The 26,803-nt window shown below is 65.8% G+C and carries 25 protein-coding genes and 1 pseudogene; 8 read left to right on the forward strand and 18 right to left on the reverse strand.

Annotated features, from left to right (window positions below; genetic code table 11):
- Positions 1 to 58 precede the first annotated feature (58 nt).
- The 6 genes from D6B98_RS05225 to D6B98_RS05250 all read right to left on the reverse strand — a co-directional run bounded on the left by D6B98_RS05225 (position 59) and on the right by D6B98_RS05250 (position 8,472).
- Positions 59 to 1,507 carry an aldehyde dehydrogenase family protein gene (locus D6B98_RS05225; protein ID WP_126255821.1) on the reverse strand — a complete coding sequence of 483 codons (1,449 nt, stop codon included), beginning with the start codon at positions 1,505 to 1,507 and terminating at the stop codon, positions 59 to 61.
- 18 nt (positions 1,508 to 1,525) lie between these two features.
- Positions 1,526 to 2,884: a glucarate dehydratase gene (gudD, locus tag D6B98_RS05230; RefSeq protein WP_126255822.1), complete on the reverse strand. Its 1,359-nt coding sequence runs from the start codon at positions 2,882 to 2,884 to the stop codon at positions 1,526 to 1,528.
- 24 nt (positions 2,885 to 2,908) lie between these two features.
- On the reverse strand, positions 2,909 to 3,853 hold the full coding sequence (gene kdgD, locus D6B98_RS05235; RefSeq protein WP_126255823.1) for a 5-dehydro-4-deoxyglucarate dehydratase: 945 nt from the start codon (positions 3,851 to 3,853) through the stop codon (positions 2,909 to 2,911).
- A gap of 133 nt (positions 3,854 to 3,986) precedes the next feature.
- Positions 3,987 to 4,892, reverse strand: coding sequence for a LysR family transcriptional regulator (locus tag D6B98_RS05240; RefSeq protein ID WP_126255824.1), 906 nt, complete (start codon positions 4,890 to 4,892; stop codon positions 3,987 to 3,989).
- A 458-nt stretch (positions 4,893 to 5,350) separates the two neighbouring features.
- Entirely contained in the window at positions 5,351 to 7,303 is a 1,953-nt protein-coding gene (locus D6B98_RS05245; RefSeq protein ID WP_126255825.1) for an SGNH/GDSL hydrolase family protein, read from the reverse strand.
- Between the two features lie 86 nt (positions 7,304 to 7,389).
- Positions 7,390 to 8,472: a lysylphosphatidylglycerol synthase transmembrane domain-containing protein gene (locus D6B98_RS05250; RefSeq protein ID WP_126255826.1), complete on the reverse strand. Its 1,083-nt coding sequence runs from the start codon at positions 8,470 to 8,472 to the stop codon at positions 7,390 to 7,392.
- Positions 8,473 to 8,908: 436 nt separating this feature from the next.
- Between D6B98_RS05250 and D6B98_RS05255 the strand changes: the two genes are divergently transcribed.
- Positions 8,909 to 9,415 (forward strand): YciE/YciF ferroxidase family protein, encoded by a 507-nt coding sequence (locus tag D6B98_RS05255; RefSeq protein ID WP_126255827.1) that lies wholly within the window; start codon positions 8,909 to 8,911, stop codon positions 9,413 to 9,415.
- A 151-nt stretch (positions 9,416 to 9,566) separates the two neighbouring features.
- Here D6B98_RS05255 and D6B98_RS05260 read toward each other — a convergent pair whose 3' ends face one another.
- Positions 9,567 to 10,001: a hypothetical protein gene (locus D6B98_RS05260; protein WP_126255828.1), complete on the reverse strand. Its 435-nt coding sequence runs from the start codon at positions 9,999 to 10,001 to the stop codon at positions 9,567 to 9,569.
- A gap of 79 nt (positions 10,002 to 10,080) precedes the next feature.
- Here D6B98_RS05260 and D6B98_RS05265 point away from each other — a divergent pair, with 79 nt between their 5' ends.
- Positions 10,081 to 10,668 (forward strand): hypothetical protein, encoded by a 588-nt coding sequence (locus D6B98_RS05265; protein WP_126255829.1) that lies wholly within the window; start codon positions 10,081 to 10,083, stop codon positions 10,666 to 10,668.
- 65 nt (positions 10,669 to 10,733) lie between these two features.
- Complete coding sequence (locus D6B98_RS05270; RefSeq protein WP_126255830.1) at positions 10,734 to 11,333, forward strand: YdcF family protein; 600 nt, start codon at positions 10,734 to 10,736, stop codon at positions 11,331 to 11,333.
- A gap of 3 nt (positions 11,334 to 11,336) precedes the next feature.
- On the opposite strand, the gene D6B98_RS05275 is transcribed toward D6B98_RS05270, so the two are convergent.
- Positions 11,337 to 12,680 carry an aminotransferase-like domain-containing protein gene (locus D6B98_RS05275; RefSeq protein ID WP_126255831.1) on the reverse strand — a complete coding sequence of 448 codons (1,344 nt, stop codon included), beginning with the start codon at positions 12,678 to 12,680 and terminating at the stop codon, positions 11,337 to 11,339.
- Between the two features lie 187 nt (positions 12,681 to 12,867).
- On the opposite strand from D6B98_RS05275, the gene D6B98_RS05280 reads away from it, so the two are divergent.
- On the forward strand, positions 12,868 to 13,104 hold the full coding sequence (locus D6B98_RS05280) for a DUF1127 domain-containing protein (protein ID WP_164718393.1): 237 nt from the start codon (positions 12,868 to 12,870) through the stop codon (positions 13,102 to 13,104).
- A 1,138-nt stretch (positions 13,105 to 14,242) separates the two neighbouring features.
- Here D6B98_RS05280 and D6B98_RS05295 read toward each other — a convergent pair.
- From D6B98_RS05295 to fliI, 6 genes are all read right to left on the reverse strand, one after another.
- Positions 14,243 to 15,466 (reverse strand): NAD(P)/FAD-dependent oxidoreductase, encoded by a 1,224-nt coding sequence (locus tag D6B98_RS05295; RefSeq protein ID WP_126255833.1) that lies wholly within the window; start codon positions 15,464 to 15,466, stop codon positions 14,243 to 14,245.
- A gap of 117 nt (positions 15,467 to 15,583) precedes the next feature.
- Complete coding sequence (locus tag D6B98_RS05300) at positions 15,584 to 16,543, reverse strand: helix-turn-helix transcriptional regulator (RefSeq protein ID WP_126255834.1); 960 nt, start codon at positions 16,541 to 16,543, stop codon at positions 15,584 to 15,586.
- 225 nt (positions 16,544 to 16,768) lie between these two features.
- A complete protein-coding gene (locus D6B98_RS05305; RefSeq protein WP_126255908.1) occupies positions 16,769 to 17,839 on the reverse strand; it encodes an anti-sigma factor in 1,071 nt (356 codons plus the stop codon).
- A gap of 75 nt (positions 17,840 to 17,914) precedes the next feature.
- Positions 17,915 to 18,460: a sigma-70 family RNA polymerase sigma factor gene (locus D6B98_RS05310; RefSeq protein ID WP_126255835.1), complete on the reverse strand. Its 546-nt coding sequence runs from the start codon at positions 18,458 to 18,460 to the stop codon at positions 17,915 to 17,917.
- A gap of 345 nt (positions 18,461 to 18,805) precedes the next feature.
- On the reverse strand, positions 18,806 to 19,225 hold the full coding sequence (fliJ, locus tag D6B98_RS05315; protein WP_011084990.1) for a flagellar export protein FliJ: 420 nt from the start codon (positions 19,223 to 19,225) through the stop codon (positions 18,806 to 18,808).
- Between the two features lie 121 nt (positions 19,226 to 19,346).
- Entirely contained in the window at positions 19,347 to 20,672 is a 1,326-nt protein-coding gene (fliI, locus tag D6B98_RS05320; RefSeq protein WP_126255836.1) for a flagellar protein export ATPase FliI, read from the reverse strand.
- 450 nt (positions 20,673 to 21,122) lie between these two features.
- Between fliI and ctrA the strand changes: the two genes are divergently transcribed.
- The 4 genes from ctrA (at position 21,123) to D6B98_RS05340 (ending at position 23,927) form a co-directional block, all read left to right on the forward strand.
- Positions 21,123 to 21,824: a response regulator transcription factor CtrA gene (gene ctrA / locus D6B98_RS05325; RefSeq protein ID WP_016848562.1), complete on the forward strand. Its 702-nt coding sequence runs from the start codon at positions 21,123 to 21,125 to the stop codon at positions 21,822 to 21,824.
- A gap of 140 nt (positions 21,825 to 21,964) precedes the next feature.
- Positions 21,965 to 22,369 (forward strand): DUF350 domain-containing protein, encoded by a 405-nt coding sequence (locus D6B98_RS05330; protein ID WP_126255837.1) that lies wholly within the window; start codon positions 21,965 to 21,967, stop codon positions 22,367 to 22,369.
- Position 22,370: 1 nt separating this feature from the next.
- Positions 22,371 to 22,763: a hypothetical protein gene (locus D6B98_RS40765; protein WP_126255838.1), complete on the forward strand. Its 393-nt coding sequence runs from the start codon at positions 22,371 to 22,373 to the stop codon at positions 22,761 to 22,763.
- Between the two features lie 3 nt (positions 22,764 to 22,766).
- Positions 22,767 to 23,927, forward strand: a complete 1,161-nt coding sequence (locus D6B98_RS05340) for a glutathionylspermidine synthase family protein (protein ID WP_126255839.1) — start codon at positions 22,767 to 22,769, stop codon at positions 23,925 to 23,927.
- A gap of 175 nt (positions 23,928 to 24,102) precedes the next feature.
- Here D6B98_RS05340 and D6B98_RS05345 read toward each other — a convergent pair whose 3' ends face one another.
- From D6B98_RS05345 to D6B98_RS40770, 4 genes and pseudogenes are all read right to left on the reverse strand, one after another.
- Complete coding sequence (locus D6B98_RS05345) at positions 24,103 to 24,975, reverse strand: CheR family methyltransferase (protein ID WP_126255840.1); 873 nt, start codon at positions 24,973 to 24,975, stop codon at positions 24,103 to 24,105.
- The gene (locus D6B98_RS05350; protein WP_126255841.1) at positions 24,972 to 26,162 is read right to left on the reverse strand and encodes a protein-glutamate methylesterase/protein-glutamine glutaminase; all 1,191 of its coding nucleotides are present in this window, start codon (positions 26,160 to 26,162) and stop codon (positions 24,972 to 24,974) included. The genes D6B98_RS05345 and D6B98_RS05350 overlap by 4 nt, the downstream gene beginning before the upstream one ends.
- Positions 26,163 to 26,237: 75 nt before the next feature.
- Positions 26,238 to 26,603: a response regulator gene (locus D6B98_RS05355; protein ID WP_007600538.1), complete on the reverse strand. Its 366-nt coding sequence runs from the start codon at positions 26,601 to 26,603 to the stop codon at positions 26,238 to 26,240.
- Positions 26,604 to 26,674: 71 nt separating this feature from the next.
- Positions 26,675 to 26,803: pseudogene (locus D6B98_RS40770) on the reverse strand (chemotaxis protein CheW); the annotation flags it as partial.

Here is a 26,803-nt window from a genome sequence, read left to right on the forward strand (position 1 = left end):
CCGCAGAAAAAGAAGAGGTGGGTTACGCTGCGCTAACCCACCCTACGTAGTCAGCCGATCAGCCCGGGAACGTATAGGCCGTCTTCACCGTCGTGTAGAACTCGCGCGCGTAGGAGCCCTGTTCGCGGGCGCCGTAGCTCGAGCCCTTCCGGCCGCCGAACGGCACGTGATAGTCGACGCCGGCGGTCGGCAGATTGACCATCACCATGCCGGACTCGCTGTTGCGCTTGTAGTGCGAGGCGTATTTCAGGCTGGTGGTGCAGATGCCGGAGGCGAGACCGAATTCGGTGTCGTTGGAGATCGCGAGGGCCTCTTCGTAGTTCTTGGCGCGGATGACGGCGGCGACGGGGCCGAAGATCTCCTCACGCGCGATGCGCATGTTGTTGTTGGCTTCGGTGAACAGCGCCGGCTGCAGGTAATGGCCGGGGGTCTCGCGCTTGAGCAGCTCGCCGCCGTAGGCGAGCTTGGCGCCCTCATCCTGGCCGATCTTGATGTAGCGCAGGTCCTGGTCGAGCTGGCTCTGGTCGACCACGGGGCCGATATGCACGCCGGCCTTGAGCGCGTCGTCGACCGACAGGCTGTTCAGGCGTTCGGCCATCGCCGCGACGAAGCGGTCGTGGATGCCTTCGGTGACGATCAGGCGGGAGGAGGCGGTGCAGCGCTGGCCGGTCGAGAAATAGGAGCCGTTGACGGCGACCTCGACGGCGGTCTTGAGGTCGGCGTCGTCGAGCACGACCAGCGGATTCTTGCCGCCCATCTCGAGCTGGAATTTCTTCATCGGGTTGGAGAGCACGCAGGCCTGCGCGATCTTGCGCCCCGTCTGCACCGAGCCGGTGAAGGAGATCGCGGCCACATCCGGGTGATCGAGCAGGGTCTGGCCCACCACCGAGCCGGAGCCGACCACGAGGTTGAACACGCCGGCGGGAATGCCGGAGCGGGTGATGATCTCCGACAGCGCATGCGCCGAGCCGGGCACCAGCTCGGCCGGCTTGAACACCACGGTGTTGCCGTAGCAGAGCGCCGGGGCGATCTTCCAGGCCGGGATCGCGATCGGGAAATTCCAGGGCGTGATCATGCCGACGACGCCCATCGGCTCGCGCGTCAGCTCGACGTCGAGGCCGGGACGCACCGAGGCGCCCTTCTCGCCGATCAGGCGCAGCGCTTCACCGGCGAAGAACGCGAAGATCTGGCCGGCACGGGCGACCTCGCCGATACCTTCCGGCAGGGTCTTGCCTTCCTCGCGCGCGAGCAGGCGGCCGAGCTCTTCCTTGCGGGCGAGGATTTCGAGGGAAATCTTGTTGAGCGCGTCGAAGCGCGCCTGCGGCGTCGATTGCGCCCAGGCGGGGAAGGCGGCCTTTGCGGCGGCGATCGCCTTCTCGGTCTGCGTCTTGTCCGCCTTGGCGTACTCGCCGACGACGTCGTTGGTGTTGGAGGGGTTGATGTTCCTGGTGACGCCGGAGCCGTCGACCCATTCGCCGCCGATGAAGTTCTTCAGGATCGCAGTCATCGTTTCCTCCAGAGTGTTTTACCGTACAAGGCAGGGACGCTTGTCGTCGAAGGTCCAGCCGGGGATCAGGTCCTGCATGGCAATAGCGTCATCCCGGGCGCCAAGTCCATGCTGCTTGTAGAGGTCATGCGCGGCATCGATAGCGGCCCTGTCGATTTCGATACCTAGTCCCGGCCGGTCCGGGACCGCAATCTTGCCGCCCTTGATCTGGAGCGGCTCCTTGGTCAGGGCCTGGCCGTCCTGCCAGATCCAATGGGTGTCGATCGCGGTGACCTTGCCGGGGGCGGCGGCGCCGACATGGGTGAACATGGCCAGCGAAATGTCGAAATGGTTGTTGGAGTGCGAGCCCCAGGTCAGGCCGTTGTCGCGGCAGGTCTGGGCGACGCGCACCGAGCCCTGCATGGTCCAGAAATGGGGATCGGCCAGCGGAATGTCCACGGCGCCGAGGCGCAGCGCATGGGACAGCTGGCGCCAATCGGTCGCGATCATGTTGGTCGCGGTGGGCAGCCCCGTGGCGCGGCGGAACTCGGCCATGATCTCGCGGCCTGAGAAACCCGCCTCGGCGCCGCAGGGGTCCTCGGCATAGGCAAGGATGCCGTGCATGCCCTTGCAGAGGCTGATCGCCTCGTCCAGCGACCAGGCGCCGTTGGGGTCGAGCGTGACGCGGGCGTTCGGGAAGCGCCGGGCGATCGCGGTGACGGCCTCGATCTCCTGCTCGCCGCGCAGCACGCCGCCCTTGAGCTTGAAGTCGGCGAAGCCGTAATGATCGTGGGTCGCTTCCGCGAGCCGCACAATGGACTCAGGCGTCATCGCCTCCTGATGGCGGAGGTTGAACCATTCCGCCTTGCCGGTCTCGCCCTGGACATAGTTCAGCTTGGATTTGCGCCGGTCGCCGACGAAGAAGAGATAGCCGAGCGTCTCGACGCTGCTGCGCTGCTGGCCTTCGCCGAGCAGCGCGGCGACTGGCAGGCCCAGATGCTGGCCGAGCAGATCGAGGAGAGCGGATTCCACGGCGGTGACCGCGTGGATCATCACGCGGAGATCAAACGTCTGCTTGCCGCGGCCGCCGGCATCGCGATCGGCGAAGGCCGTGCGGATGTCGGCGAGAATGTTGTTCATCGCGCCGACGGTCTTGCCGATCACGAGATCGCGGGCGTCCTGCAGCGTCTGCCAGATCTTCTGCCCGCCCGGCACCTCGCCGACGCCGGTGTGGCCGGCATTGTCGGTGAGGATGACGATGTTGCGGGTGAAGAACGGCGCGTGGGCGCCGCTCAAATTGAGGAGCATGCTGTCGCGGCCCGCGACCGGGATCACCTGCATCGCCGTGACGACAGGTGCGCCGGCGACCGGCGCGCCGGAAATCTCAGTCAGGGCCATCCTACGCTCCTCGCTATTGTCGTCCTATTCTGCAGCCTGTTGTGACGATCGGATGGCGGGCAGATTCTTCACCAGCGCGGTCAGCTCCGCGATCTCCTGCTCGGTGAGGTCGGTGAGCGGCGGGCGGACCGGGCCGGAGTCGCGGCCGATCACCTTCATGCCGGCCTTGATGATCGAGACCGCATAGCCCTTCTTGCGGTTGCGGATCGCGATCAGCGGCAGGATGAAGTTCTTCAGGCCGGCCTGGATCGTGGCGTGGTCGCGCTCGCGCACGGCCGTGTAGAAATGGGTCGCGAACTCCGGCACGAAATTGAACACGGCGGACGAATAGGTCGTCACGCCCATGTCGAGATAGGGCAGCGCAAAAGTCTCCGCGGTCGGCAGGCCGCCGACATAGGTGAGACGGTCGCCGAGCTTGGTGTAGACGCGGGTCATCAGCTCGATGTCGCCGATGCCGTCCTTGTAGCCGACGAGGTTCGGGCAGCGCTCGGCAAGGCGGGCCAGCGTGTCGGGCTGGAGGATGGCGTTGTCGCGGTTGTAGACGATGACGCCGATCTTCACGGAGGCGCACACCGCCTCGACATGGGCGGCGAGGCCCTCCTGCTCGGAATGGGTGAGATAGGGCGGCAGCAAGAGCAGGCCGTCGGCGCCGGCCTTTTCCGCGCCGACAGCGATCTCGCGGGCGATCGCGGTGCCGTAGCCGGTGCCGGCGAGCACCGGCACGCGGCCCTTGGTCTCCTCGACGGCAACCTTCACGACTTCAGGAACCTCGGTCGGCGTCAGCGAGAAGAACTCGCCGGTGCCGCCGGCGGCGAACAGTCCGGCGACGTCGTAGCCGCACAGCCAGTCCATGTTGGCGCGATAGGTGGCTTCGTCGAAAGAATAGTCGGCCTTAAACGGCGTGACGGGAAAGGACAGGAGGCCGGATCCGATCTTCTGGGCCATCTCCTGCGGGGTCATCTTGCTCACGGGCGCTGTTCCCTTCGTGCGTGTTGTGGAGGACGGGGAGCCTCAAAGGCCTGCGCGTCCATGCGCCGTGGTTTAAGAGACCGTTCGATGCGGGTCCAAGCCAAAGCCTATATCGACCGATGCGGATTGAGCATCAATCCTCCGCCACCTCCGCGGAGGACAGTTCACCGGCGATTTTGACCAGCGCCGAGAGCAGCGGATTCTCGTCGTCGCGGCGCCAGACCATGAACAGCTCGACCGGAACGCGGCCCTTCAGCTTCAGCGGCCGCAGCCGTACATCGGAGATCTTCAGGCCCGCGGCCGCGGCCGGCACGATGGCAAGGCCGAGGCCGGCGCGGACCATGGCCAGGATCGAGTGGATCTGGCTGAGATGCTGGACATAGCGCGGCAGCACGTCGGCGCGGCTGAATTGCGCCACCAGCAGATCGTGGAAATAGCGGCTCTCATAGGGCGAATACATCACGAAGGGCTGATCGTCGAAATCCTTGATGGTGATGCTTTCGGCATTCGCCAGCGGATGCTTCTTCGGGATCGCGGCGAGCAATGGCTCGGCGACGACGCGGCGGCTGGCGAGCTCGGGCCGCGCGATCGGCGGCCGCAGCAGGCCGGCGTCGATCTGGCCCGAGGTCAGCGCCTCGAACTGATCGCCCGACACCATCTCCTTCAGCGAGAAGTCCACCTCGGGCAGCTTGGCGCGGCAGGCGGCGACCAGCTCGGGCAGGAAGCCATAGGCCGCGGCCGCGGTGAAGCCGATCTTCAACGAGCCCATCTTGCCGAGCGCGATGCGACGGGCGACCTGCGAGGCGCTTTCCGCAAGCTTGAGGATGCGCCGCGCCTCGGGCAGGAAGCTGCGCCCGGCGGGGGTGAGGCGGACCGAGCGGCTGGTGCGCTCCAGAAGCGGCGCATCGATGATGTGCTCGAGCACCTGGATCTGCCGGGACAATGGCGGCTGCGTCATGTTCAGCCGCGCGGCGGCGCGGCCGAAATGCAGTTCCTCTGCCACCGTGACGAAACAGCGGAGCTGGTTGAGGTCGAACATCGATACATGCCTTAGATGAATAAGGCGTTTCCCCGGCACTTCTAGCATCGATCACCTCCAAAAACAAAGACGGCGGCTTTTGAGGGCCGCCGTTGAGTTGCCTGGTCAAGCTCCCATGGGAGCCCTCAGGAGGAACGTTCACGAGTCGTAGAGGCGCACGCCGCGGCGTGTCCAAGTTCAAACGGGTATCGATCGATGCCGTTTTTGGATCGATGGAACGGCAGCTGGGAGACGATGTTGGCGCGAAGAAATCTGCAAGCGACATTGATGCGCGAGACGATGCCGCCCACTCAGCTGTCATTCCCGCGAAGGCGGGAATCCAGTACGCCGCGGCTTATCCGGTCATCACGATCGTCACGGCGTACTGGATCGCCCGATCAAGTCGGGCGATGACACCCGGAGTGCGAAGGTGCTCGCGAGGCTCGCAATGATGGTGTGGAGCAATCTCGTCCTTGCTTCTACTGCCGCCCGCTTGGCAGCAGCTGCGGCAGGAATCCGCGCGTCACGTTCGGCGGCACGGCATCGAGGCCGAGCACGGCACTTGCGGCCGGCAGGGCGGCATCCGCCATCGCGGCGTGGCCTTCCGCGCTCGGATGCACCGCGCCGCCATAGACGGCGGAGAGCACGCCCCAGGTCGCATCGTGAATGTCGGTCGGCTGGCTCGCGGCCGGCAAGCCCTGCGGATAGGTCATTGCTGCGAAATAGCTGTCGTTGGCGTCGCGGATCCAGCGCGCGCGGGGCAGGTAGGCGCGATATTCCGAGGCGCCGCGGCCGCACAGCATCGGCTGGCTCGCTGCGCTCACGATATCGGGATTGAAGCTCTGGCCATTCTCGGCAAAGCAGGTGCGGTCAAATTCTGGATCGTTGCCGGAATGCGCGCAGAAGCCGTGATCGGCGAACGCAGCCTGGTGCGCATCGACGAAGGTCATGCGGTCGGCTTCGGGATCGCGGCACAGCGCACCGCTTGTGCAGGTGGCGAGCCCCTTCAGCTGCGGCAGGAATTCGGTGTCGACGAAAGTCGAGACGCGGGCGAGCCGCTGCGGGTCGGCGTTGAAGGACGGATGGATGTCGAATCCGGCGCGGCCACCGCGGCAGGGCACGCCGCCCTCTGCGAGCGCGGGGTTGGCGTAGGAGACATAGACCACGTGCGAGAGATCGCCGCCGACCAGCGGCTTCAGTGCCTCGCGCAGCTTGACGAAGTCCTGCGGCAGCTCGCGCGCCAGCGCATCGCGGGAATCGTCGACGCTCGCCATCACGCCGGAGCGGCGGAACAGCGCCCGCTCGGTCGCGGTGTCGACGATGACGTCGGCGACGAGGCCGGAGAAATAGACGTCGTTGGCGCCGACCGAAAGCAGCACGAGATCGAGCGTGCGGTCGGGCTGGCGCTTTTTCGCCGCGGTGAGGGCCTCCCGCAGCTCGGCGACCTGCGCGTTCACGCTGGTGTTGCAGACGCCGGTCTTGCCGGGCGGGCATTCGCGGGCGCGCTGCGAGCCGAGCAGGCCGTCGCCGATGCTGGCGCCGGTGCAGGCGAGCGGCAGGTAGGTCACGGCGATGTGGGTGTAGCGCACCGCGAGCGCCAACGCGGTGCGCGTCTGGTAGCTGTACAGCGAGCGGTGGCACGGTGCGTTGAACCAGAGCGCGCTATAGCGTTGCCAGTTCGCGAGCGTATCCGGCGCCTCGCAAGCGCGGCCGCCCTTGAAGCCGTGGCGGCTCGGCCGGTAGTACTGCGCGCCAGCGGTGCCGAGATAGGAGCGGAAGCAGAAGCCTTCGTCGGACAGCGCCAGCGGCCGGTCCGGATTGCCCTCGCCCGAGGCGATGCTGTCGCCGAGGCCGGCGACGAAGATGTCGCGGACCTGGATCTCGGTCTGGACCCGCTGGGTCGGATCGGAGCCGGCGGAAACATCGACGGTCGCAACCGTCTGCCTGCCGTAGCGGACGCGCAAGTTGATCGGCTCGGCGCAGTCGAAGGTCGATTGCTGCGGGCCGTCGCCGTCGTCGAACGACCAGGCGCAGGTGGCGCCGACCGGCACCGCGCCCACGAGACGCACGGTGACGGGATGGTCGATCGGGGTCAGGTAGTTTTCCTTGGTGTTGTCGCGGGTGCAGGGCTGGTTGACGCGGCCCTGGAGGTCGATGCAGAGACGGTTGACCATGTTGCGGGCCCAGCCGCGGCCTTCGCTCTGGAGCTCCAGCGATTGCTCTGCGGCCAGGATGCTGCGGTTACGCGCATTCTCGACATGGAGCAGGAAGTCGCGCTCCTCGCGGAACAGCCGGAAGCGGTTGCGGACCTCCCAAGTGATCTGCAGGGGGCCGGCGTCCTGCGCGGCGGCGCGCTCGGCCGGCAAAGCGGTCAAAAGTCCGGCCAGCAGCAGGGCGCTGGCGGAGAGAGTACGGAGCAATACAGGGATCATGACCCGCGTCTTCAACGGCAAAGTTGAGGCGGAAATAAGAGAGCATTGCGCCGCCGCCCGCAACCCTTTGGTCCGGGCTGGCTGCTTCAGCGTCTATTGGCCTGCCGCAGCAACCGCTCGCGCTCCATCGGCGTCACCTCCTTGGGCAGATTGGCCTGCGCACAGGCCTCCGCCAGCCGCCGTCGCTCCTGCCAGGGCTCGACCACGTTCATCCAGAGCTCGCGCGTGCCCATGATGGAGATGGCGAGGCCGAACGGGATCACGAAATAGAGGATGCGGAATACCAAGAGCGTCGCCAGGAGCTCCTCGCGGCCGAACTCGGGCAACGCCACCAGCATGGCGGCATCGAATACGCCGATCGAGCCGGGGGCATGGCTGGCAAAGCCGATCAGGGTCGCCAGGATGAACACCACGGCGAGCGACATGAAGTCGATCGGCGGATTGGCCGGCATCAGCAGGTACATGGCCATGGCGCAGAAGCCGAGATCGACCACACCGATCAGGATCTGCACCAGCGTCAGCGGGGCCGAGGGCAGCACCACTTTCCAGCCCTTCTGGCCAAGCTCGCGCCGCTTCTCGCCCATGCACAGCCAGACGAGATAGGCCCCGATCGAGGCAAGGCCGCCGAGCGCGATCAGCCGGTTGATCGATGGGGGAAGCTGATCCATCGAGGACGCCGCATCCGGGTGGATCGCCAAGCCGATCGAGAGCACGAAGATGTTACCGAGCCAGAAGGTCAGGCCCGACAGGAAGCAGATCTTGGCGACGTCGATCGCGTTCAGTCCGTAGTCCGAATAGATCCGGAAGCGGATCGCGCCGCCGGTGAAGACGGTGGCGCCGATGTTGTGGCCGATCGAATAGGAGGTGAAGCTCGAGAGTGCCGCGATGCGATAGGGCACGTGCTTCTTGCCGATCGTTCGCAGTGCGAAAAAATCGTAAAAGGTCAGCGTGCAGAACGCGAAAAAGACGCACACCGCCGCGAGCCCGATGCTGCCGCGGGGGATCTCGGTCAACGCCGTCAGGATGACCCCGGTATCGATGCCCTTGAGGGTCCGCACCAGCGTGGTGATCGCGAACGCGATGATGAAGATGCTCGCGGCAACGCCAAGCCGTCGCCAGCCGATCCATCTCTTGAAGCCGCGCTTCAACGCGGGCAGCAGTCCGTGCATTCATCCTCCCGGTGGGGGCAAGACCGACCGGCCAGGCTTGGCCGGTCGGGTGCGATCATCGCCAAAGGCAGGCATCGATCGCTAGGCATGATCCAGCTCATTTAAGGCAAAAACAGCGGCTTGTGCAGCCCTTGACAACAAGAGGTTCTGCGTCGGATCGGCAACTTTGTCATACGCGGTTCACATCGGAGGCGCGTTAAGCATATGAGTCGCGAAACCGCCGGGCTCGTGCGGTACGTGTGGAGCCTGTGATTTCAGATCCCGGCGCCCTCCGCATTGTTCCAGCGCAAAAGCCATACGGGTGTTTCTTGCGGGTGATTTTTGGAACGTCGATGTCGCGCGTTCGTTGGGCCTCATCAGCAACCGAACATGGCGGAATGAGCGGCTTTTCGTGCAGGCCGCTGCCTTCGTGTTCCAGAAAGAAAAGGACGGACCGATGGGACTGTTCACAAAAGACATCAAGACCATGAACGACCTGTTCGTGCACCAGCTCCAGGACATCTATTACGCCGAGCAGCAGCTGACCAAGGCGCTTCCGAAGATGGCGAGCAAGGCCACTGATCCGCAGCTGAAACAGGGCTTTTTGACGCACCTCGAGGAAACCAAGCAGCACGTCGCGCGGCTCGAGGAAGTCTTCAAGATGCACGGCGTCGCCGTGAAGGCGGTCGACTGTCCGGCGATCGACGGCATCATCGAGGAAGCCGATGAGACCGCCGGCGAAGTCGCCGACAAGGCGGTGCTCGACGCCGCGCTGATCAACGCGGCGCAGGCCGCCGAACATTACGAGATCGTCCGTTACGGCAGCCTGATCGCCTGGGCCAAGCAGCTCGGCCGCAACGATTGCGCCAGCGTTCTCGCCAAGACGCTCGAGGAGGAAAAGGCGACCGACAAGAAACTGACGAGCCTTGCCGAAAGCAAGGTCAACCTGCGCGCGGCGAGCTAGGCCTAATGCTGAACGAGGAAGGCGCCGCGCGGCCATCCGCGCGGCGCTTGCATGTCCTGCATCATCATTCGGTCATGATCGAGCCGCGGCGGTGATCGGCTTCGGTGCGCACGCACGCGCGACGTGAGCGGCGACGACTGCGCGTCCGAGATCAGCCGCGGCGCAGCGCGAAATGGGCGCCGCAAAACGCCATGACGGCGCCGAGGCAGAGCGCTGCTAGCCCGGCCAGCACGCCCGAGACGGTCGGGATCGGGCTCGGCGCGGCCGCCACCTGACCCGCCCCCGCGAGCAGGAGCACGCCGACCGCGATCAGGAACTGCCGCATCCGCTGCGGGATCTGGCCGGACACCGCGCTCTGCATCAACGTCGCGGTGAAATAGCCGCCGGAAAACCCGACCGATGCGATCAGCCACCAGGCGATCGCCGCGCCCGCGGGGATGAACTCGGCCGAGTCGGAGCGCCAGAGCCCGCCGAGGTCGAGCCCGTAGCGCGCGCCCAGCATGTGCACCGCGAGCGCCAGCAGCACGCCGGAGATCATTGCGGCGCCGAGAATCAGACGGCGCGGAAAAAAGGTCGTCTCAACCATGCCTCGCTTGTAGGATGGGCGAGGGCGATCGCGCAAGCGGATCGCGGGCGCGATAGCGCGGACGGGATCGATTGTCGGGATGCAGGGTTCGAAAGCCGAGGCTGCGGCAGTCACGAGCTATGCCTACAAGGCGTCGCTGATCGGCTCGGCGCATCGCTTCGCGCTGACGGAGCAGGGGCTGTCGTGGCACATTGGCGGCAGGTCCGGCCTGTGGCCTTATGACGAGATCAGCGCGGTCCGGCTGTCGTTCCGCCCGGTGTCGATGCAGCAGCACCGCTTTCGCGCCGATATCACCCACGGCAGCGGCCGCCGCATCGCGATCCTGTCGACGAGCTGGCAGACCGCTGCGCTGATGGCGCCGCAGGACAACGGCTTTCGCGCCTTCATCGTCGAGCTGCATGCGCGGATGGCCAAAGCCGGCAGCCGCGCGGTGCTGACGTCGGGACTCGGCCGCACGGCCTATGCGGCGGTGCTGGCATCCCTGGCGATGCTGACGGTCGCGATGGCGGGCCTGTTGATCCGCGCGCTGGCGATCGGCGAGTTCGCCGGCGCGCTGTTCATCCTCGGCTTTGCCGCGCTGTTTGCCTGGCAGGTCGGCGGCTTCGTGCGCCGCAACCAGCCGCGCTCCTATACCCTGGCGCGGCTGCCCGAGGCGCTGCTGCCGTAGCTTTGCAACCGGCCGCAATCAAACGTGAGTTCGCAGCCGTGCGCCGCTGCCGCATCGTGCGGCCCATGTCAGCCAGGGACAATGGTGCTCGTCTGCCGACCGCCGATGAGATCGCCGAGATCAACCGCACGCATCTGATCGAGACGCCGCTCGTGCCGGCCGATCTGTTGTTCGTGTTCGGCACCCGGGAGGACGACACGTTGCGGGCCGATACCGCGGCACGGCTGTGGCGCGAAGGCTATTTCCGCTGGGCGATTGTCAGCGGTGGGGTGACACCGGGCTCGGAGCAATCAGAGTGCTCGATCATCAAGGCGGCGATGATTGCGGCCGGCATTCCGGCGGAACTTGTCCTCGAAGAGCATCGCGCCATGAATACCGGTGAGAACGTGATCTTCTCGCTGCCGATCATCGATGCCGCGCTGGGCCTTGCCAACATTCGCAGCGTGATCTGTCTCGGCAATAGCTGGACCGCGCGGCGCTACCCGATGACGCTGCATCGGCACTGGCCGGAGGTCGAGAAGATGTTGCTCACCGTCGACAGCTTCGCGACGCCGCGTGCGCTCTGGCATACCGATGCCGAATTTCGCCGCCGCATGCTGCATGAATGGGCCAAGATCGAGCCGTACAAGGCGAAGGGCTTCATCGCGGAATGGCCGGAGGCTTGAGAGCTACTCCGTCGAGTCGAAATCCTCTTCCTTGGTGCCGAGCAGCGACACGATCGTGCGCAGGCCGGAATCGAGCTGCTCGAAGGTGGGCGGGGCGAGGGCGAGGCGCACCGCATTGGGGGCGTGGCCGTGGGCGATGGCGAAGGTGGAGGACGGCGTCAGGGCGATGCCGCGCCGAGCCGCGGCCGCCACGAAGGTCTGCGAGCGCCAGTGCGGCGGCAGCGTCAGCCACAGATGATAGGAGCGCGGGTCGGCGGCGAGCTGGTAGCCGGCGAGCAGCCTTGCCACGGTCTGCTGACGGCGCGAGGCATCGATGCGTTTCAAGCGCGTCAGCTCGGCGACGGTGCCGTCGGCCATCAGCCGCTGCCCGGCCGCAAGCGCATGGCCGGAGGCGATCCAGCCGCCGGTGCGGACCGCGCTCATCACGCTCTCGCGCAAGCGCGGCGGCGCCACGAGGATGCCGAGCGCGAGGCCGGGCGCGACCTTCTTGGACAGGCTGTCGATCACGATGCAGCGGTCCGGGCCGAGCGCGGCCAGCGGCGTGTCGTCGGCGAGGAAGCCGTAGACCGCGTCCTCGATGATGGTGAGGTCGAGCTTTTCGGCGACGCGCATGATGTCGGCGCGCCGCGTCGCGTTCATGGTGACGCCGAGCGGGTTCTGGATGATCGGCTGCAGATACAGTGCCGACAGATGCGCCTCGCGATGCGCCTTCTGGATCGCATCGGGCCGTGCGCCGAACTCGTCCATCGGAATCGGGACCAGCGTGATGCCGAGCCGCGCCGCGATGCTCTTGACGTAAGGATAGGTCAGCGCCTCGACGCCGCAGCGACCGCCGGTGGGAACGAGCGCGGCGAGCGCGGCCGCGAGCGATTGCTTGCCGTTGGCGGTGAACACGATCTGCTCGGCCTGCGGCGCGAAATCCTTGCGCGCGAGATAGGCGGCGGCCGCGTTGCGCGCGCTCTTGGTGCCGGTGCTGGTCGAGACGCGCAGGGCGGATTCGAGCGCATCGACGCGCTCAAGCCCGGCAAGGCTCTTGGCGATCATCGCCCATTGCTGCGGCAGCAGCGGGTAATTGACCTCGAAATTGATGCGCGCCTCGGCCGGCTCTCTCAGCGTCTCGACCTCGCGCCTGATATCGCCGGAGATGAAGGTGCCGCGGCCGACCTCGCCGACCACGAGGCCGCGGCGAAGCAATTCGGTATAAACCCGGCTCGCGGTCGAGACCGCGATGCCGCGGTCATAGGCAAAATTGCGCTGCGGCGGCAGCCGGTCGCCGGGCCTTAACGTGCCGTTAGAGATATCCGAGGCAATGGCATCGGCAAGCTTCACGTACTCGAACTTGGACATTATTGCACCGAGAGCAATGTTTTACTTGCTCCGAGCAGTGTACTGAAGCATTTAAGTTCCATCAAGGTCCGCGATTGAGCCGAGGAGAGCGAGAGCAATCCGACGGCAAATGAGGTGCAGGCGCTCACAAGCGTCCGCGCCAACGGCATTTGCTTCGCCGCGCGGAACGACAGGCCGGAGAAGAAAAATGACCACGATCTCGCAAACTGCCGGGCGGAGCTTTCGCCCATCCTCCTCGGGCGGCTTTTTCAGCACGCTCGCCAACGCCGCCTATGCGCTGTTCGACCGCCTGGAGCGCCGCTCCGCCGTCAAGACGCTGAACGAGCTCGACGACCGCGCCCTGCGCGACATCGGGATCACGCGCAGCCAGATCGAGGACGCGGTCTACGGACAGGTCAGGACCGAGCTGACGCGGTATCTGTGAGTTGTCCCAGCTGTGTCCCGGACGCGCTGCAGCGTTCTTACGCTGCTGCGCAGAGCCGGGACCCGGCAGGCCGTGCACGGCTCGCTGCAACATGGGCCCCGGCTCTGCAGCGCACCGTCGAAGGGACGCTGCGCTGCGTCCGGGGCACGAGAGCTCAGTGTTCCGCGCATACGTCTCAACACCGTCAGACTCTCTTCGCCGCGACAATAATCGACCCGTCATCCTGAGGTGCGAGGCGTGCGATGCGGATGCATCGCATGCGGAGCCTCGAAGGATGCGCGGCCGAAGCTGATGCAGCGGGGCCGTCGCCCTTCGAGGCTTGCTCTGCGACGCTATCGCGCCGCAGCGCGCGCACCTCAGGGTGACGGTGATGCATAGGGTTTGCAACGTACTCGCCTTCATGCGGACACGGCGTCGCATCCTCGCGGCGCACTTCGCCCGAGCTTTGCTTGTCGCCTCACCCTCATCAATTGAAAGAGGGCGCAGGGAAGACCGGGTGCCAGCCGGGCACCCACGGTCCACTGTGCGAAAGCGTGTGCTTAAGAAAAGCTGCACAGCGGCATACAGGTGGAGCCAAACATCCGGCCTTCCCTGCGCAGTGGTTTGACGGCTTATGTCGTGCTCTCCCCGGGGAGCGTTGCACTATTGCCCCCGTCGCCTTGCGGCTGATCGATGCGCGTGCCCGGTCGGGCCGCCACATCACCGCAAGACTTGACGCCAGACCCCGGGCGTCAGGACCACACGATTTTGCCGTACGCCGATCGCACCGGTCGTGTGCGCGAGACGTTTCGCTCACGGCTCTCCGCCCTGCGAAACCCTTCGCGCCGATGCCATCAGCGTCCACCGCCGCCCGACCCGCGTTCGTGACGATCGCGATACGCCCCTCTTTCCTGGGCCGGGTTGCGCGACACATACGTCATTTCCGAATTTCGGTAAAGTGGAATATTTTCGACGGCGCGCGTTGACCCACGGCTGGCGTGTTTTGCCCGTCGGGCAACGCAAGGCCTTGTAGGGTTGTAGCGCGGATGAGCGAAGCGACGTCCGGGATTCGCGAGTGCCAGCTCGCAATGAGGGAGCAACTTGCGCTTCCCGCCAAGCTCCAACCTGCACACCGCGGGCTGGCAGCGTCACAGATTGCCTAGTGCGACCACGCTCCATAAGTGGGTGGCGGCGCCTGCACGGTCGGAGCTGCCGCCGCGAACAGGTCGTCCTTGTTGCCGGTGAGCGGCGGATAGATGCGCTTACGATTGATGATCTCCTTGGTCGCCTTCGCGGCTGCGCCGGTCGACCTCACGTCGCGATCCCAACCTTCGGTATAGAGGGCGCCCCAGCCGCCGAGATCGAGCACGGTCACGTACCAGTCAATCCGCAGCGACAGCATTGGCAAGCCCGTGAGATCGGCGACAACATTGTGGCCGGCGAAGCGGCCCATGGGACGCGCGAACTGGCAGGACATCACGGTCGGATGCAGCCCGTCGACCACGCTCGAAGCGACGTCGCCGGCCGCGAACACGCCGCCGACATTCGAAACCCGCATGAAGGGATCGACCAGGAGGCGTCCGAGCCGGTCGCGTGCATCCGGAAAACTTGCCGCCAGGGGGCTCGCACGCATCCCGGCACACCAGATCACCGTCTGAGCCGGAATAAACTCGCCCGAGCTCAAGCGAATGCCGGCCGCCTCGACCGATACGACGCGCACACCGAGACGCATCTCGACGTCGAGCGCGGCCAACGCCGTCTCGATGACGGGACGCGCCGCCGCGCCGATGCTGGCGCCGACCGCTGGATTGGGATCGACCAGGATGACACGGGGGCTGCCGCCAAGGCCCGCACGGGCCAGCCTGTCGGGCATCTCGGCCGCCACCTCGATGCCGGTAAAGCCGGCGCCGACCACCACGACGGTCGAATACCCCTGCGACGGCGCGCTGCGGCCTAGCCGGGCGAGATGTTCCTCGAGGCGGAGCGCCGCAGCGTAGCTATCGACATCGAACGCGTGCTCCGCGAGTCCGGGAATGTCGGGACGCATCACCTCGCTGCCGAGCGCCAGCACGAGACGGTCATAGACCAGCTTCTCATCGCCGCTGCTTGTGATCAGCGAAATTTCGCGCCGTATTGGATCGATGGCCTCGACCTCGCCGATCCCGTGACTGACGCCGACGGGATCGAGCAGTTTCGATAGCGGTATCGCGACCTCGCTGAGATCGACCTCATAATTGCGCACACGAATGTTGTGATAAGCATTGCGATCGATCAAGCAGATCTCGATATCGCGGCCGGCGCCGATCTCGTCGCGCTTGCGCGCGGCACCGATGGCCGCCCACAGGCCTGCAAATCCAGCGCCGAGCACGACAATACGCGCCATGTCCGTGGACCGTGCTTTCCAAAGAAAATCCTGCGGTCTGCCCGCCGAGCCCGATATAGCTCATTCGGCCGGATCGACCAACCGTGCTAGCGCCGCGCCGCTGCGGAAAACCGCAGCTTACCTCTCGCGCAATTCCGACGGCGTCGCGCCGAAGCGCTTGCGGAAGGCGCGGTTGAAATAGGACAGATCGGCGAAGCCCGAGGAATGCGCGATGTCGCTGATCTTGCGCGCCCTGGCGCGGGGATCGCTGAGCAGCTTGCGTGCCTGCAGCAGCCGCTGCTCCAGCACGAATTCGGTGAAGGTCGTGCCGGCCTGCTCGAACAGACGTTGCGCCTGACGCGGGCTTAAGCCCGAGCGCGTTGCAACCTCGGACAGGCACAGATCGTTGCGGCCGAGCGCGGCCATCACGTCGGCGCGCATGAGGTCTAGGCGCGCCGCCGCGTGTCCGCGGCCGCGGGCGAGACTCGCATGCTCGGCATCGGTGCCGAGCAGGAGGCCAACGAGATCGACCATGTGCTGCGCGGTCAGGCGCTGGCCCACCGCGTCGAGATGCGGCGCGTGATTGGCGGCGAGCGCGTGGTAGCGGAAGATGGTTTCGGCGACGGCGCCGTCGGAGAGCACTTGCGACAGCTTGTTCTCGGCGCGCGGATTGATGTCGAGCAGCGCGCGGCGCGGCATGCGAATGGTGGTGAAGCGGTCTTCGTCGGTGTGCCCGACGGTGCCGGTGATGCTCATGTCGACGAGCACCATCTGGGCGGGAGCAAGCTCGACGGTGTGGCCGTTCTGCCCGACGCGGACGCGGCCCGCATGTGCGGCGATCAGGACGAGGTCGTCGCTGCCGTCGGCGAGGTGGCTCTGGGTGCGGGAATATTGCGCGGAGGCGCCTTCCGGAATGGCGAGCGCGATGTTGTCGACCACGCTGACCTGGAGCCGGCAATCGATGCTATCGCCATGGCTCGGCCCGATGTCGAGGCCGCAGGGACCGAAAGCCCGCTCGCGCCAATGCTCGAACGCCGCACCCTGCGGCAGTCCCGTGTATTGGTGGACGACGATGCCCGGCGTTCTCGCTGCATCCATCTGCTTTCTAGCCCCTCTCCGGCTCCGCGATCGGCGGCGCCGACTGCAATTTCCGGAAATTTGACGCCACGGATTGCGGCGAGGTTCAAATCGGGGACTGATTCAGGGAGACTTGTCGTGACACGACAGCAGGATGGATCATGGCGACAGGAAGGCATGTCTTCCAGCTCGCATCGAGCGCAATGCGTCCAGCACTCGCGCGGCGCTCCATCCCGGCTACGACACCTACTTTTTCGCGGGGGCCTGCGGCTGGGACGGCGGCACGGTCTCGATCAGCTTGCCGGAAAACACCGGGGCTGAGGTCGGCCGGCCGTCGGGCGAGCCGCCGGCCTGCTCGACGGTGACGGCAAAGGTCGCGTCGTTGACGACCTCGGCGTCATAGGAGGCGAGCAGCGGACGCGCGGTGAAATCGCCGGAGCCGATCACGCCGAGCGAGCGCGGGCGCGGCAGCTTGTCGGAAATCAGCCAGAGCTCGAAGCTCTTGCCGGGCTCCGGCGTCGCACCGACCTTGCGCACCGTGAAATTCCGCGTCGCGCCGTCGACGGTGAGAATGAAGGCGGGGCCGCCGGCCTGGCCCTGCAACAGCGCGACATATTGCGCGGACGCGGCGAGCGGCGCGGCCGGAACCTTGACTTCCACGGTCTGGATGCGCGGTGCAGGACGCAAGCCGTTCGGCAGCGCGTCGGGCAGGAAGATCTGGAGCGACAGCGTCACGAGCAGCGCAGCCGCGAGCGCACCGGCGACGGACGCGATGGAGCGCCAGCGCTTCACGCGGCCCTCGAGACGAATCACGTTGCCATCGTCGACGACCGCCGCCTCCGGCGCGCGCACGACGGCAAGATCCGGAGCATGGACTTGCGGGATGAATTGCGGCGCGACGTCGGGAAGCGCGTCCGGCTCCGGACGCGGCATGTCCGGCGGCGCGGCTTCGGCCTGCGACCCGGCCGGTATCGGCGCAGCCTCCGTCGCCGGCTCTGCCGGCTCTGCTGGCTCCGAGGCGGGCAGCTCCGGTGCAGGCGCAGGTGGCGGCGGCGCAGCTTCCGCAAGCGCGGGCGGCTGCTGCGCCCGCGCCGTACGCGCGATCTCGGACCTGATGTTCTCCCACACGATCGGCCGCGGCTCGAGCGAGCCGACCATCTGGTTGAGACCCCCGAGCCGGAAGGACCAGGCCTGCACGATCGCGGCGAACGCCTCGTCCACCGCCATCATGGTCTCGACCTGCGCGCGCTCGTCGGCATCGAGCGTGCCGAGCGCATATTCCGCGGCGAGCGCGATATGGTCCTCCGAATAGGCCATCACTGTCCTTCACCTCTCCCGGACAGAGAGGTCGACCGCCGGTGCCGCGCTGATTCCTGCCACCTTCATCATCCTCTAAAGTCCGAGGCACTCCCGGATATCCAACATACTGCGCCGGAGCCACGTCTTCACCGTGTTGACGGGGGCGGCGAATTTCTCCGCCAATTGCTCGCGGCTCCAGCCGTTGTAATAGGCGAGAAGCACGAGCCGCTGACGGTCCGGCTCGAGCCGGCCGATGCATTCCAGCAGCCGCTTCAGCTCTTCGGTCATCTCCCGGCGCGCCAGCGGGTCGGGACTGTCGGCCGCAACCTCCATCGCCTGGGGCTCTTCCTCGATGGACGTCTCCGACTTCTTGCGGACGATGTCGATCGCGCGGTTGCGCGCAATCGAAGCCATCCACGTGATCGGCGACGACAGCGCCGGATCGAACCGGCCGGCGCCGTTCCAGATCTTGACGTAGGTCTCCTGAATGACCTCCTCTGCGAGATCCTGTCGACGCAAGATACGGAGGACGACGCCATAGAGTTTCGCGCGCGTGGCGGCGTAGAGGCGCTCGAACGCGGCCTGATCGCCCTTCGCCACCGCCTCGATCAACCCGACCAGCTCTGCTGGCGTCAGCATTCAGCCCCCTCATCTTCCTCCCTCTCCCCGCCTGCGGGGTCGGGACGAGCTACGCTCGCCCTGAGAGGGTTGGGGTGAGGGGGAGCCTCCGCAAGGGAGGTTGCAGACGAACTCGCCTAGAGTCCCCCTCACCCGGATCGCATCTGACGATGCTACGCATCGCCAGGGCGATCCGACCTCTCCCCGCAAGCGGGGCGAGGTAGACCACCCACCACCATAGCGCGCGACAAAGCCGACCACCAAGGGGCGGCGGCGCCACACTGTGGACAGCACATACGAAAACCCGGACCTTGCGGGTCCGGGTTCTGAGGATGTTTCGGTGGTCTGGCTTGCCGCCGGCGCCGCTCAGGCGACGGCGCCGATGCGGGCGCGCATCAGGCCGATACTGTCGAGGTCGGCCTGCTCGCGGGCGTTCTCTTCGGCGCGCTCGCGGGCCTGGTCGCGCTCGTCGAGCAGCTCGACCTTCTTCAGCTCCTCGAAGGCCTCGGCCAGCGCGGCCTTGGCTTCGTCGAGCTGGCCCTTGAGCTCGTCGGCCGAGCGGGTCAGGTTCTCGCGGCGCTGGATCGCGGCCTTGGCGTAGGTCGGATAGGCGAAGTGCGAGGGATCGTTGATCCCGGCGCGTTCCTGCTCGGTCTGGATCTCGCGTTCGAGATCGACCGACATCCGCTGGAAATCGGCGATCATGGTCTCGATCTGGGTGACCCGGCGGCGCTTCTCGTCGACCTGAAACTTCTTCAGGCGGATGAGGGTATCTCGTGACTTCATCGACTCGTACTCCCCAGAAGTCCCCCCGCTGCACGTGGGACGATACCGGTCACCCCACGGGCCCAATGGAGGCCCAGACCGGCTCTGCTACTCTGTGGGATCGGATGATGACCGGACAAAGTTAGCGTTCCGTTTCCAAATTACCGAGGATTTGCGCCAACTGGCGGTAGCCGTCCGCAAGCGATGCATTTTCGTCCTTGCGCTGGCGCAGGAAGGCCTCCAGCGGCTCGTGCAGGCGGATCGCCTCGTCGACTTCCGGGCTGGAGCCGGCCCGGTAGGCGCCGAGCCGGATCAATTCCTCCATGTCGGCATAGGTCGCCATCACCTGGCGCGCCCGCTGGATCACGGGCCAGAATTGCGGATCGGCCGATTTCGGCATGGTCCGGGAGACGGACTTGAGGATGTTGATCGCAGGATAGCGGCCGCGCTCGGCGATCGAGCGCTGCATCACGATGTGGCCGTCCAGGATACCGCGCACGGCGTCCGCGATCGGCTCGTTATGGTCGTCGCCGTCGACCAGCACCGTGAAGATCGCGGTGATGGCGCCCTCCCCGAGGCCCGGGCCGGCGCGCTCCAGAAGCTTCGGCAGCTCGGTGAAGACGGTCGGCGTATAGCCCTTGGCCGTCGGCGGCTCGCCGGCGGACAGGCCGATTTCGCGCTGGGCCATGGCAAAGCGCGTCACCGAATCCATCAGGCACAGCACGTCCTTGTCCTCGTCGCGAAAATATTCGGCGACCGCGAGCGTCAGATATGCCGCCTGGCGCCGCATCAGCGCCGGCTCGTCGGAGGTCGCGACCACCACGACGGAGCGCGCCAGGCCCTCCTCGCCGAGGTCGTCCTGCAGGAATTCCTGCACCTCGCGGCCGCGTTCGCCGATCAACCCGATGACGCTGACATCGGCGTCGACGTTGCGCGCGAGCATCGACAGCAGCACCGACTTGCCGACGCCGGAGCCTGCGAAGATGCCCATGCGCTGGCCGCGGCAGCAGGTGAGGAAGGTGTTCATCGCGCGCACGCCAAGATCGAGCGGCGCGCCGACGCGCTTGCGCGAATGCGCCGGCGGCGGCGTATTGCGGAACGGCATCGGCGAGGGGCCTTGCGGCAGCGGTCCCTTGCCGTCGATCGGCTCGCCCAGCGCGTTGACGACGCGGCCGAGCCAGGCCGGCGAGGGTCGCACCAGATTGGCGGCATTGGCGATGACGGCCTTGCAGCCGCGGCGCACGCCGTCGAGGCCGGCGAACGGCATCACGACAGCATTGTTGCCGGAGAAGCCGATCACCTCGCAAGGAATCGAACGGTTGACCCCGGTCTCGATCACCAGCCGCGCGCCGACCGACATGGCGTGAATAGGACCGGCCACTTCGACCATCAGGCCGCGGACGCCGACCACACGGCCATAGATATTGATGCCGTCGATGTCGCCGATCTGTTCGGCAAGAGCCTTCATCGGGGAGCCTTCATATGAGGGCCTTCATAGCGTAGTCGCCTTCGGAAATCCCGGATCGCCCGAGCGATCTCCGGGACATCACGGAGGAAACCTTAAGTTTCGCCATATTTCTGAACGGCGCTTAACTTCGTGTTTACCCGCATCATTAATCATTGCGTCACTGTCTTTGTGACTGAGCGTGACTCCCCTTCAGAAGAAGGCTGAGTCGCGGGAGTCGGTTAGGCCCGTCTCTTAAAGTGGAACTTGAACGGAGCTGGGTGACGAAAACTGCTTCACCGCAAGACCTTAGGGCGATTCGACAAAAATTGCACCCGAGGGACTTGCGTTCCAGAATCAGGATTTGTTAACCATCTGTTGTCAGGATCCGAATCAGTTGTTCAAAGGCGTTTTGTTGAGTGCCGCGAATGCGGCCGACCTGACGCCCAGGAGCGGCGACTATGGGGAACTGGCATGCGCGTTTTGCTGATTGAAGATGACAGCGCCGTCGCGCAGTCGATCGAGCTGATGTTGAAGTCGGAGAGCTTCAACGTCTACACGACCGATTTGGGGGAAGAAGGCGTCGATCTCGGTAAATTATACGATTACGACATTATCCTTCTCGACCTCAATCTGCCCGACATGTCCGGATACGACGTGCTCAAGCAGCTCCGGGTCTCCAAGATCAAGACACCGATTCTGATCCTCTCCGGCCTCGCCGGCATCGAGGACAAGGTCAAGGGTCTCGGCGTCGGCGCCGACGACTACATGACCAAGCCCTTCCACAAGGACGAGCTGGTGGCCCGCATCCACGCGATCGTGCGCCGCTCCAAGGGCCATGCCCAGTCGGTCATCCAGACCGGCGACCTCGTCGTCAACCTCGACACCAAGACGGTGGAAGTCGGCGGCCAGCGCGTGCATCTGACCGGCAAGGAATATCAGATGCTGGAGCTGCTTTCGCTCCGCAAGGGCACCACCCTCACCAAGGAAATGTTCCTCAACCACCTCTATGGCGGCATGGACGAGCCGGAGCTGAAGATCATCGACGTCTTCATCTGCAAGCTCCGCAAGAAGCTGGCCAACGCCTCCGAGGGCCGCAACTTCATCGAGACCGTGTGGGGCCGCGGCTACGTGCTGCGCGAGCCGCACGAGGCCGACGAGCGCATCCCCGCCTGATCTTCTGGGTTTACCTCCCAGCCTGGACCCCGCCGCAAATGGCGGGGTTTTGTTTTTTGGGCCATAGTTCATCCCTCGCTTAACATTTGAACCGCTATCCTTCCCCGGCCGACGAATGGTCGCTGCACGATGGGGGAACGATGATCCTGCAATCACTGGCCGGCCTGCCCGCCTTCCTGGTCTATTTCTGCACCGGGCTGATCGCGATCGTGGCGTATTTGTTCGTCTACACCCGCATCACGGCGCATAACGAATTCCAGCTGATCCGCGACAACGAGCCGGCCGCCGCGGTCGCGCTCGGCCTCAGCCTGCTCGGTTTCGTGGCGCCGCTGGTCAGCGCCATCGCGCACTCGGCCAATGTGCTGGACTGCCTGATCTGGGCGACCATCGCGCTGATCGTGCAGGTCATCGTGTTCTTTCTCGTGAGGGTGCCGGTGCCGAACCTGTCCGCCCGGATCGCCGACGGCGAGCTTGCGCCCGCGATCTGGCTCGGCCTGTCCTCGCTTGCGGCCGGCCTCCTCAACGCTGCCAGCATGATCTATTGAGATGGCGGACAAACCCTCCAAGAAGGAATTCGGCAAGCGCCGGCCGGTGGCCGAGAAACCGCCTCCGCGTCCGCCGGTGAAGCGCTCTGGTCATGTCGCCCTGCTGGTGATGGGCACGCTCGCGGTCGGCACCACCGCCTACACCTTGATGCCGCGGCAGACCTGCGAGCCCACGCCCGGCGCCGTGCCGGGACAGGCCACCACGACCTGCACCAGCAGCGGCAGCTCTTCGTCGAGCAGTGGCGGCAGCTCGCGCTGGTCGTCGCGATCGAGCTTCTTCAGCAGCGATTCGTCGTCCCATTCATCGTCGGCAACGTCATCCGATTCGGGCCACAGCAGTGTGAGCCGCGGCGGCTTCGGCTCGTTCGGCCACGGCTTCTCGGGCGGCGGCTGATCCATGCAGCGCATCACCTGCCTCGAGCGCGACGACTGGCGAGAGACCGCGGCGCATTGCGGCTTCGTCTTCCACACCATCGACGGCGAACGCTATTGGGACGAGCGCGCCTATTACGGCTTCACGCTCGACGAGATCGAGCGCGGCATCGAGACGCCGACCGGCGAGATCGACGCGATGTGCCTCGAGCTTGCCGGACGTGTCATCGGCGACGAGCGCTGTTTGCGGCGCTTGAAGATACCGGAAGCGTTCTGGAGCCTGATCGCCGAAAGCTGGCAGCGCGACGATCGCAGCCTCTATGGCCGCCTCGATCTCAAATTCGACGGCAAAGGTCCGGCAAAGCTGCTCGAATACAACGCGGACACGCCGACCTCGATCTTCGAGGCCGCGGTGTTTCAGTGGACCTGGCTCGAACAGGCGATCGAACGCCGCGTCATCCCCTCCCGTGCCGATCAGTTCAACTCCATCCATGAGCGATTGATCGCGGCATGGAAGGAGATTGCCGGCGGGCGCCATGTCCATCTCGCCGGCATCACCGGCAACGCAGAGGACGCCGGCACGCTCGCATATCTCGAGGACACCGCGCGCCAGGCCGGGCTCTCGACCAGGCTGCTCGACATCGAGGCGATCGGCTGGCGCGATGAGGGCGGCGGCTTCGTCGATCTCGACGAGAACGACATCGCGCTCGCCTTCAAGCTCTATCCCTGGGAGTGGATGTTCCACGACGCCTTCGGCGCCAAGCTGAAGGACGCGTCGACGCGCTGGATCGAGCCGCCGTGGAAGGCGGTGCTCTCCAACAAGGGCATTCTGCCGCTGCTGTGGGAGATGTTTCCGAACCATCCCAATCTGCTGCCGGCGTTCTTCGAGGACGATCCGCGCGCCGCCGAGCTCGGCACGTCCTATGTGCGCAAGCCGCTGCTGTCGCGCGAAGGCGCCAACGTCACGCTGGTGTCCGGCGGGATGCCGCTCGAGGAGCAGGCGGGCCCTTACGGCGCTGAAGGTTTCGTGCGGCAGGCCCTGGCACCGCTGCCGAATTTCTCGGGCTTCTATCCGGTGGTGGGAAGCTGGCTGGTGAATCACGAGCCGTGCGGCTTGTCGATCCGCGAGGACGAGAGCCCGATCACGGGCAACCGCTCGCGGTTTCTGCCGCATGCGATCTTGTAGAAGGAGCTGTCTTCTTGCCCTCTCCCCTTGTGGGAGAGGGTGGCTCGCCGCGAGGCGGCGAGACGGGTGAGGGGTCTCTCTCCACGGTCGACCTCTCACGATTTGAGTTTGCCGAAACAACCCCTCATCCGGCGCTTCGCGCCACCTTCTCCCACAAGGGGAGAAGGAAGAAAGATCACTTCGCCGCGGCGAGCTTCAGCGGCTGCGGCATCAATCTACCCATGGGGCGGCCGGAGCGGGCGGGATTGAGCTGGTAGAGACCGCGGCGGTCCGCGATGGGACGGAACGCGTCGGTGATGCCGACGACGGATTCGGCGGCCCCCAGCAGCAGCGTGCCGTCGGCCTCCAGGCACTTCGCCATCCGCTCGAAGATCACCGCCTTGGTGTCCTGGTCGAAATAGATCAGCACGTTGCGACAGAAGATCACGTCGAACGTGCCGAGATGAGAGAAGTCCTGCAGCAGATTGAGCTGGCGGAACTGCACCATGGCGCGAATGTCGGCATTGAGCTGCCAGAGCTCGCCGGTTTGCGTGAAGTACTTCACCAGGTGCTGGATCGGCAGGCCGCGCTGCACCTCGAACTGGCTGTAGACGCCGGCTTTCGACTTCTCCAGCACATCCTGCGACAGATCGGTGGCGACGATCTCGATGCGCCAGCCGGCGAGGGCCGCGCCCATCTCCTTCACGCACATCGCGATCGAATAGGGCTCCTGGCCGGTCGAGGACGCCGCCGACCAGATGCGAAGGGACCTGCGCGCCGCGCGCGCCTGGATCAGACCCGGCAGGATGGTGTCGCGCAAGTGATCGAACGGGATCTTGTCGCGGTAGAAGAAAGTCTCGTTGGTGGTCATGGCTTCGACCACGTCGGTCGCAAGCCGGCCGTCGCCGTTCCTGATCTTCAGCACCAGATCGGGAATGCCGGGAAGGCTCGCCTTGCGCGCCAGCGGCAAGAGCCGGCTCTCGACCAGATATTGCTTGTCCGCCGAGAGATCGAGGCCGGAGCGCTCTTTCAGGAACTTGCGCAGATAATCGTAATCGGTGGGCGTCACGAGCGATCTCCCGCGAACAGGCGGTTGACCTTGGCGCCGATCTGGTTGAGCGGCAGGATCGCCGCGCAGATGCCGGCATTGGCCGCCGCGCCCGGCATGCCCCAGACCACGCTGGAGGCTTCGTCCTGCGCGATGACGTTGCCGCCGGCGGCAACGATGTCCTTGCCGCCGCGCATGCCGTCCGAGCCCATGCCCGTCAGGATCACGGAGAGAATGTTGCCGTGCCAGATGTCGATGGCGGAGATGAAGAGCGGGTCGACCGCGGGCTTGCAGAAATTGACGGCGGGGCCGTCGTCGAGTGCGATCACGGTGTCCGCGCCGTTGCGTGCGACGCGCATGTGCTTGCCACCGGGCGCAAGATAGATCCGTCCCGGCTTCACCGACTCGCCGTCGACCGCCTCGGCTGCCGGCCGGCGGCTCGAACGCGCCAGATGCTCGGCGAGGATGGTCGTGAAGGTCGGCGGCATGTGCTGGGTGATCAGCACCGGGAAGCGGTCGATCACCGGGCCGAGCTCGCCGACAAGCGCCATCAGCGCCTGCGGGCCGCCGGTCGAGGAGCCGATCAGCAGCACCTTGGGTGCCTGATTGGAGAACGGGCGAAGCGCCAGCGATCCCGACGGCGCGGCCTGCACGGTCGCAGCGGGCGCGGCGGGCCGCGCAACGGGACTGCGCGGGGCCGGAGCCGGGCTCGCGGGTGCCAGCGGCGGACTCGCAACTGCGGACTTGCGCCGCAGCCGTGCGCCGAGATGACGGATCTTCTGGATCAGGTCGTGATGAAAGATGTCCGCGGCCGACGCTTCGCGCGTCGATTCCGGCTTCGGAATGTAGTCGGCCGCACCGAGCGACAGCGCCTTGAAGCTGATCTCCGCGTTGCGGCGGGTCAGCGTCGAGGCCATGATGATGACCAGATCGCGCTTCTTCGCCAGCAGCTTCGGCAGCGCCGAGATGCCGTCGAGCTCGGGCATTTCGATGTCGAGCACCGCGACGTCAGGGTTGATGCGTTCGAGCTGGTTGACCGCCTCGAGCCCGGTCCGCAGCGAGGCTGCGACTTCCATGTCGTGCTCGGCACCGACCCAGCGCGAGATCAGACCACGGATGACGACGGAGTCGTCGACGATCATCACCCGCAGCGGCCCTGCTTCGCGTGACGCCGTCGTTGCCGAATTCCCTGCGAACGCCACACTCATTACTCACCAACTCAGACTGAAAGGGGACGGTTGAAAACAGGCGCCGAAGAATCCGGTCGGCCTCCGGCCGATCGCTCAGATAAGGCCGACTTCCTGGAATTTCGCCGTCACGATATCCTTGTCGAACGGCTTCATGATGTATTCGTTGGCGCCGGCATGCAGCGCGCGCGCGATATGCGCGACGTCGTTCTCGGTGGTGCAGAACACCACCTTGGGCTGGTCGCCGCCGGGCATCCGCCTGAGATGGCCGAGGAACTCGTAACCGTCCATCACGGGCATGTTCCAGTCGAGCAGCACCGCATCGGGCAAGCCGCGCTTGCAGGCTTCCAGCGCCTTCTCACCGTCCTCGGCTTCGAGGATCTGGAAATCGAGGCCCTCCAGGATGCGGCGCGCAACCTTGCGGATGACGCTGGAATCATCAACGACGAGACAAGTGCGCATGTGAACCTCTGCTTCCTCCCCCGGCGGGGGGCACTTCCAATTACTGGCACGTCGGCGGTGAGTCCGCCGTATCAGGCCGCCATCATCTCAGGCGCGAGCTCGAGGACGCGATCGACGTCGAGGACGACCATGAGCTGTCCGTCGAGGCGGTGGACGCCGCCGGCGAGCTTGGCCATGCGGGGATCGAGGTTGACGGGGTT

The sequence above is a fragment of the Bradyrhizobium sp. LVM 105 genome (assembly GCF_003957705.1).
Classification (GTDB): domain Bacteria; phylum Pseudomonadota; class Alphaproteobacteria; order Rhizobiales; family Xanthobacteraceae; genus Bradyrhizobium; species Bradyrhizobium frederickii.

Excerpts from the sequence above, each read along its gene's own strand:
- D6B98_RS05265 (WP_126255829.1), top strand. The coding sequence starts at position 10,081 with ATGCAGGGTTCGAAAGCCGAGGCTGCGGCAGTCACGAGCTATGCCTAC.
- D6B98_RS05255 (WP_126255827.1), top strand. The coding sequence starts at position 8,909 with ATGGGACTGTTCACAAAAGACATCAAGACCATGAACGACCTGTTCGTG.
- D6B98_RS05300 (WP_126255834.1), bottom strand. The coding sequence starts at position 16,543 with ATGGATGCAGCGAGAACGCCGGGCATCGTCGTCCACCAATACACGGGA.
- D6B98_RS05275 (WP_126255831.1), bottom strand. The coding sequence starts at position 12,680 with ATGTCCAAGTTCGAGTACGTGAAGCTTGCCGATGCCATTGCCTCGGAT.
- D6B98_RS05245 (WP_126255825.1), bottom strand. The coding sequence starts at position 7,303 with ATGATCCCTGTATTGCTCCGTACTCTCTCCGCCAGCGCCCTGCTGCTG.
- D6B98_RS05260 (WP_126255828.1), bottom strand. The coding sequence starts at position 10,001 with ATGGTTGAGACGACCTTTTTTCCGCGCCGTCTGATTCTCGGCGCCGCA.
- D6B98_RS05225 (WP_126255821.1), bottom strand. The coding sequence starts at position 1,507 with ATGACTGCGATCCTGAAGAACTTCATCGGCGGCGAATGGGTCGACGGC.
- D6B98_RS05355 (WP_007600538.1), bottom strand. The coding sequence starts at position 26,603 with ATGCGCACTTGTCTCGTCGTTGATGATTCCAGCGTCATCCGCAAGGTT.
- ctrA (WP_016848562.1), top strand. The coding sequence starts at position 21,123 with ATGCGCGTTTTGCTGATTGAAGATGACAGCGCCGTCGCGCAGTCGATC.
- D6B98_RS05330 (WP_126255837.1), top strand. The coding sequence starts at position 21,965 with ATGATCCTGCAATCACTGGCCGGCCTGCCCGCCTTCCTGGTCTATTTC.
- D6B98_RS05340 (WP_126255839.1), top strand. The coding sequence starts at position 22,767 with ATGCAGCGCATCACCTGCCTCGAGCGCGACGACTGGCGAGAGACCGCG.
- D6B98_RS05240 (WP_126255824.1), bottom strand. The coding sequence starts at position 4,892 with ATGTTCGACCTCAACCAGCTCCGCTGTTTCGTCACGGTGGCAGAGGAA.
- D6B98_RS05310 (WP_126255835.1), bottom strand. The coding sequence starts at position 18,460 with ATGCTGACGCCAGCAGAGCTGGTCGGGTTGATCGAGGCGGTGGCGAAG.
- D6B98_RS05250 (WP_126255826.1), bottom strand. The coding sequence starts at position 8,472 with ATGCACGGACTGCTGCCCGCGTTGAAGCGCGGCTTCAAGAGATGGATC.
- D6B98_RS05350 (WP_126255841.1), bottom strand. The coding sequence starts at position 26,162 with ATGAGTGTGGCGTTCGCAGGGAATTCGGCAACGACGGCGTCACGCGAA.
- D6B98_RS05295 (WP_126255833.1), bottom strand. The coding sequence starts at position 15,466 with ATGGCGCGTATTGTCGTGCTCGGCGCTGGATTTGCAGGCCTGTGGGCG.
- D6B98_RS40765 (WP_126255838.1), top strand. The coding sequence starts at position 22,371 with ATGGCGGACAAACCCTCCAAGAAGGAATTCGGCAAGCGCCGGCCGGTG.
- D6B98_RS05270 (WP_126255830.1), top strand. The coding sequence starts at position 10,734 with ATGTCAGCCAGGGACAATGGTGCTCGTCTGCCGACCGCCGATGAGATC.
- fliI (WP_126255836.1), bottom strand. The coding sequence starts at position 20,672 with ATGAAGGCTCTTGCCGAACAGATCGGCGACATCGACGGCATCAATATC.
- D6B98_RS05280 (WP_164718393.1), top strand. The coding sequence starts at position 12,868 with ATGACCACGATCTCGCAAACTGCCGGGCGGAGCTTTCGCCCATCCTCC.
- gudD (WP_126255822.1), bottom strand. The coding sequence starts at position 2,884 with ATGGCCCTGACTGAGATTTCCGGCGCGCCGGTCGCCGGCGCACCTGTC.
- D6B98_RS05305 (WP_126255908.1), bottom strand. The coding sequence starts at position 17,839 with ATGGCCTATTCGGAGGACCATATCGCGCTCGCCGCGGAATATGCGCTC.
- fliJ (WP_011084990.1), bottom strand. The coding sequence starts at position 19,225 with ATGAAGTCACGAGATACCCTCATCCGCCTGAAGAAGTTTCAGGTCGAC.